General features: G+C 57.1%; 5 protein-coding genes. All 5 read left to right on the forward strand.

The window, feature by feature from the left end:
* Positions 1-394: 394 nt before the first annotated feature.
* Genes pilV through QN359_RS19500 form a run of 5 tightly spaced genes read left to right on the forward strand, consistent with a single transcriptional unit; the run spans position 395 to position 3681 of the window.
* The gene (gene pilV, locus QN359_RS19480) at positions 395-961 is read left to right on the forward strand and encodes a type IV pilus modification protein PilV (RefSeq protein WP_322247535.1); all 567 of its coding nucleotides are present in this window, start codon (positions 395-397) and stop codon (positions 959-961) included.
* A complete protein-coding gene (locus QN359_RS19485) occupies positions 958-1962 on the forward strand; it encodes a PilW family protein (protein ID WP_322247536.1) in 1005 nt (334 codons plus the stop codon). The genes pilV and QN359_RS19485 overlap by 4 nt, the downstream gene beginning before the upstream one ends.
* 15 nt (positions 1963-1977) lie before the next feature.
* A complete protein-coding gene (locus tag QN359_RS19490; RefSeq protein WP_322247537.1) occupies positions 1978-2697 on the forward strand; it encodes a pilus assembly protein in 720 nt (239 codons plus the stop codon).
* Complete coding sequence (locus tag QN359_RS19495) at positions 2672-3139, forward strand: type II secretion system protein (RefSeq protein ID WP_322247538.1); 468 nt, start codon at positions 2672-2674, stop codon at positions 3137-3139. The genes QN359_RS19490 and QN359_RS19495 overlap by 26 nt, the downstream gene beginning before the upstream one ends.
* On the forward strand, positions 3130-3681 hold the full coding sequence (locus QN359_RS19500; RefSeq protein WP_322247539.1) for a GspH/FimT family protein: 552 nt from the start codon (positions 3130-3132) through the stop codon (positions 3679-3681). The genes QN359_RS19495 and QN359_RS19500 overlap by 10 nt, the downstream gene beginning before the upstream one ends.
* Positions 3682-3822 lie beyond the last annotated feature (141 nt).

A 3822-nucleotide genomic window follows, 5' to 3' on the forward strand; every position in this document is an offset into this window, starting at 1 on the left:
CAGTGTGAAAGTAGGTTATCGTCAGGCTTCTATTCTGCATGCCCCCGTTCTCTTGTGAGAGCGGGGGTTTTGCTTTTGCGCAAACGGTTTGTGGCGTGCTCAAGCGCTCAATTCGGCATTTAAGAAATTGCCCTTGTTCGACGTTTCCACCCTGAAGGCACTGACGTGCCACTGGATTCCTGCCTACGCAGGAACGACGAGGCGAGAGCATGCCAGGTCGATTACGCGTCCACCCAGCCGCCCAATTTTACGCGCACATCTGATAAACGACAGCTGATACCAGGAAAACTTGTATATTTCGCCCATCGACCAAGCAGATCTGACGAACGGTCTTTCACGCGCTGGCGCGATGCTTACAATAAGAACAGTTCGTTTTCCTACTGTTTGAGACATCATGTGTCTAAACCATCAATGCGCGTTTTCATTACTGGAAGTCTTGGTTGCCGCCGCCATCTCGGCCATCGGGGTGCTCGGTGCCATGGCGCTGCAACTGGCGGCGCTTCGCAGCGTTCAAGACAGCGCCTATCACTCACTCGCCGTCGCCTTGGCCAGCGAAATGGCCGATCACATGCAGGCGAGTCAAATATTGCAGCAGATGCCGCCCGACCTGGCAGCCATCTACACAGACGTGCGACTCGAACCCGACAGCGCTGTTCGTGGCCAAGCGTCTAATCATTGTTACGGCCTTGCTGCGCATTGTAGTGCAGCAGAATTTGTGCGTGCATTTTCTGCTCACTGGTTAGAACATGTTGATACTACTTTGCCCGGTGCACGCGTCGTCATTTGTCGTGATGCCGCCGCCGACACGAGCGCCCGCTGGAACTGCCAAGACCAAGTTGATGCGCCTTTCGTCATCAAATTGGCGTGGCAACGCAAGCTTGCCTTGCCCGCCGCCGGTGCGGCCGCGACGTCCACACCGGAGGTGGTGGTCGCCGTATTGAGCTACGCAGGTGTACCATGATGGCGCACGGCATAGGATACAGCGATCGCCGCAGCGGCAAAGCGCGGTTTGCCGTGCAGGGCTTTGGGGTAGTCGAAACGATGTTAGCACTCAGCTTGGGCCTTGCCATCACGATGAGCTTACTGACCTTGCTCAACGCTGTGCAAGCGCAATTTCAGACGCAAACTGATTTGCAAGACATCGACGACACGGCCCGTTTTGTACTCGCGCATTTTTCCCAGCAATTGCGGCAAGCCGCTTATGTCGATCCATTTTCTACGGTGGCGTCAACTGTTACTGACGACAGCGAGGGTCTGCTCGCCGTCAGTGGCCTTGATGCCGGCAGTCGTGATGATTTAGCTCCCGAGCTAAGTGTGGCTCAGGCAAAGGCCGCCAAGTTCAGCGACGTATTAGCGCTGCGATTTCATGCTGCTGCTGCGATGGCCCCCTGTAATGGCAGCGCCTCACCCAGCGGGGTAGACGCGGTGAGTATTTACTACGTGGTCGTCAGCGCTGACCAACACCACGAGCTCATGTGTAAATATCGAACGTACTCGGCCGCAGGCGGACGCGATAATTGGCAAGTTCAGGCCATGATCTCGGGGGTAGACGCGTTCCAAATATTGTATGCGCTCGATAGCTCAGGGCGCGGCGCGGCTTGGCAATGGCTCAATGCCAGCATGGTCAATCAGCTTGACGCCGCAGCGCCAGTGCCAAGCCAAGCGCGTACGGCGCGCGGCAGTCACTGGCACGCTGTGCGCGCCGTGCGCATCGCTATGCTCATCAGCGGTAATAGTCGTGGCGACGGCGACGGCAGGCACGAAGCGGCGCGCGACTACGATTTATTCGGTAGCGACTATGCGCAATGCTGCGGTGCCGCCGATCGTGGTAGCACCGTGTCAAGCCCTGACTTGGCACCGGCACAGCGGCAGCGGCTACGCCGTATCGTATCAATCACGCTGCCCTTGCGTAATTTTTCAGCACCAGTCGAGGCGCTGGCAAGCGGCGCACTGACGCCATGATATTGAGAGGTCTCTATGCGCCGCCGCCGTCTTCGCCAGCATTTGCCTGCTTGTGAAATTGCCCAAGGGCGCACGCACCTGCAAGGCGTGGTGCTCGTGCTTGCCTTACTTGTGTTGATCATTATTTCGCTATTGAGTTTTTCCGCTGCCACGCAAGCTTGGCATGCCCAGCAAGCGGCGCGTGCCGAACGCGATCGATATGCGGCTTTTCTCGCCGCGGATGCCGCACTCAACGACGCCGAAATCGATATCGACCCGCCGGCTGGCGGTGCCCGTGCGGCTTTGTTTCCGGTCGAAGCCGAGTTGACACCCAAGAGTGAATGCGGCCGTGGCATCGGCGCGGCTAAGCAAGGAATTTGCAGTGCCACTGCGGCGAGCGCTACAGCTTGGTTACGACTGAATTTGGCTGACGCCGGCGCTGATGGTGTCAGCGTAGAGTTCGGCCGTTTCACCGGCAAACCGCCGCTCCAGGGGGTGGCCGCTGTTTCCTCCCAAGCGCCACGTTACCTGATCGAAGCTTTGCCCGATCCGCATGCCAAACCACTCAGCACTACGCGGCGGCGCTTAGTTTATCGCGTCACGGCAATCGGTTTCGGGTTTGATCACGCCACCCGTATCGTCTTGCAAACGGTGTATCGCAAGAGTAGCCAGCGCGAGCATAGTCGCCGCTTAAGCTGGCGTACGGTTGATAATTATGAGGAGCTGCGCGATGCCATCGTACGTCGTACTTCCTGAATCGGGCAGGCTCGGCTGGACCTTGCTCGAATTGGTATTTTGCCTGTGCATCCTCGCGGTGCTGACTGTCTATGCCATGTCTGCCTACCATGAACATATCGTGGCGGTGAAACGGCATGAAGGCAAGGTGGCCTTGCTGAAATTGATGCAGCAACAAGAGAACTATTTCACCGCACAACAAGCTTATCAGACTTGGGCCGAGGCACCGGCACCGAGCCCCTTCATTTGGTATTCCGGGCTCTCTGCTGCGCGCAGCGCTTACCAATTACAAGCCCAAGCCTGCGCCGGCGAGGCGGCGACGCGCTGCATAGAATTGCATGCGGTGCCGGGCGCAAAAAGCGTTGATCAACATTTTAGCGATCCCGTATGCGGGCAATTGCTGCTTGATAGCCGTGGCAAGCACAGCTACAGCGGCCACGGCAGCCGGCAGCAATGTTGGTAGATCAAGAATACGCTTCGCAGCGCGGCGGTCGTGGTCTGACCGGCGTATTGTTCGGGCTGGCCTTGGCCAGTCTGGCCCTGAGTCTGGCCGCGCCGAGTTTGATGGAATTGCGTCAACGTTACCAACTCAACAGTGTTAGCCATCACTTTTTGCAAGCCATCCATCTGACCCGTACACTGGCTCGCCAGCGTGGCAGTAAGGTGACTTTGGCGGCGAGCGATGGGCGTAACTGGGGCACGGGTTGGCTGATATTCATCGATGAGAATCATAATGGACGCTTCGATGCTGGTGAACATATTTTTTTTCAGCAGGCGGCTAGCGAAGTGCATATCGCCAGCCGCTTTACCGATGCGAGTTCAGCGTACTTATCTTACGCTGCGAATGGTCGCAGTTGCACCCGATTGAACACCGACCAGGCTCAGGCTGGCAGTATTTCTTTTTCCCTGGGCAAAAATGTACGGCGTATCAAACTCAATTTTCTTGGGCGTACACGTTTATGTGACCCCGCTCGCGAGTCTCAGTGCCTTGAGCCGCTTTCTTAACAAACAACTCAATGGATCGTCGCAAGCGACGATGGAAAAGCCTCTGGAAGGGGTTTGCATCCCTTCCCATCGGGTCGCTCCTTCGTCGCTCACCGGCCAAAAGAGGCTGTCGCAAAAGGGTAGTGAGTCGGTATCATTACC

Source organism: Undibacterium sp. 5I2 (genome assembly GCF_035019605.1).
In the GTDB taxonomy this organism is placed as follows: Bacteria; Pseudomonadota; Gammaproteobacteria; order Burkholderiales; family Burkholderiaceae_D; genus Undibacterium.

What these genes read in the sequence shown, in the direction of transcription:
- pilV (WP_322247535.1), top strand. Translation starts at nt 395, where the DNA reads ATGTGTCTAAACCATCAATGCGCGTTTTCATTACTGGAAGTCTTGGTT.
- QN359_RS19485 (WP_322247536.1), top strand. Translation starts at nt 958, where the DNA reads ATGATGGCGCACGGCATAGGATACAGCGATCGCCGCAGCGGCAAAGCG.
- QN359_RS19500 (WP_322247539.1), top strand. Translation starts at nt 3,130, where the DNA reads ATGTTGGTAGATCAAGAATACGCTTCGCAGCGCGGCGGTCGTGGTCTG.
- QN359_RS19490 (WP_322247537.1), top strand. Translation starts at nt 1,978, where the DNA reads ATGCGCCGCCGCCGTCTTCGCCAGCATTTGCCTGCTTGTGAAATTGCC.
- QN359_RS19495 (WP_322247538.1), top strand. Translation starts at nt 2,672, where the DNA reads ATGCCATCGTACGTCGTACTTCCTGAATCGGGCAGGCTCGGCTGGACC.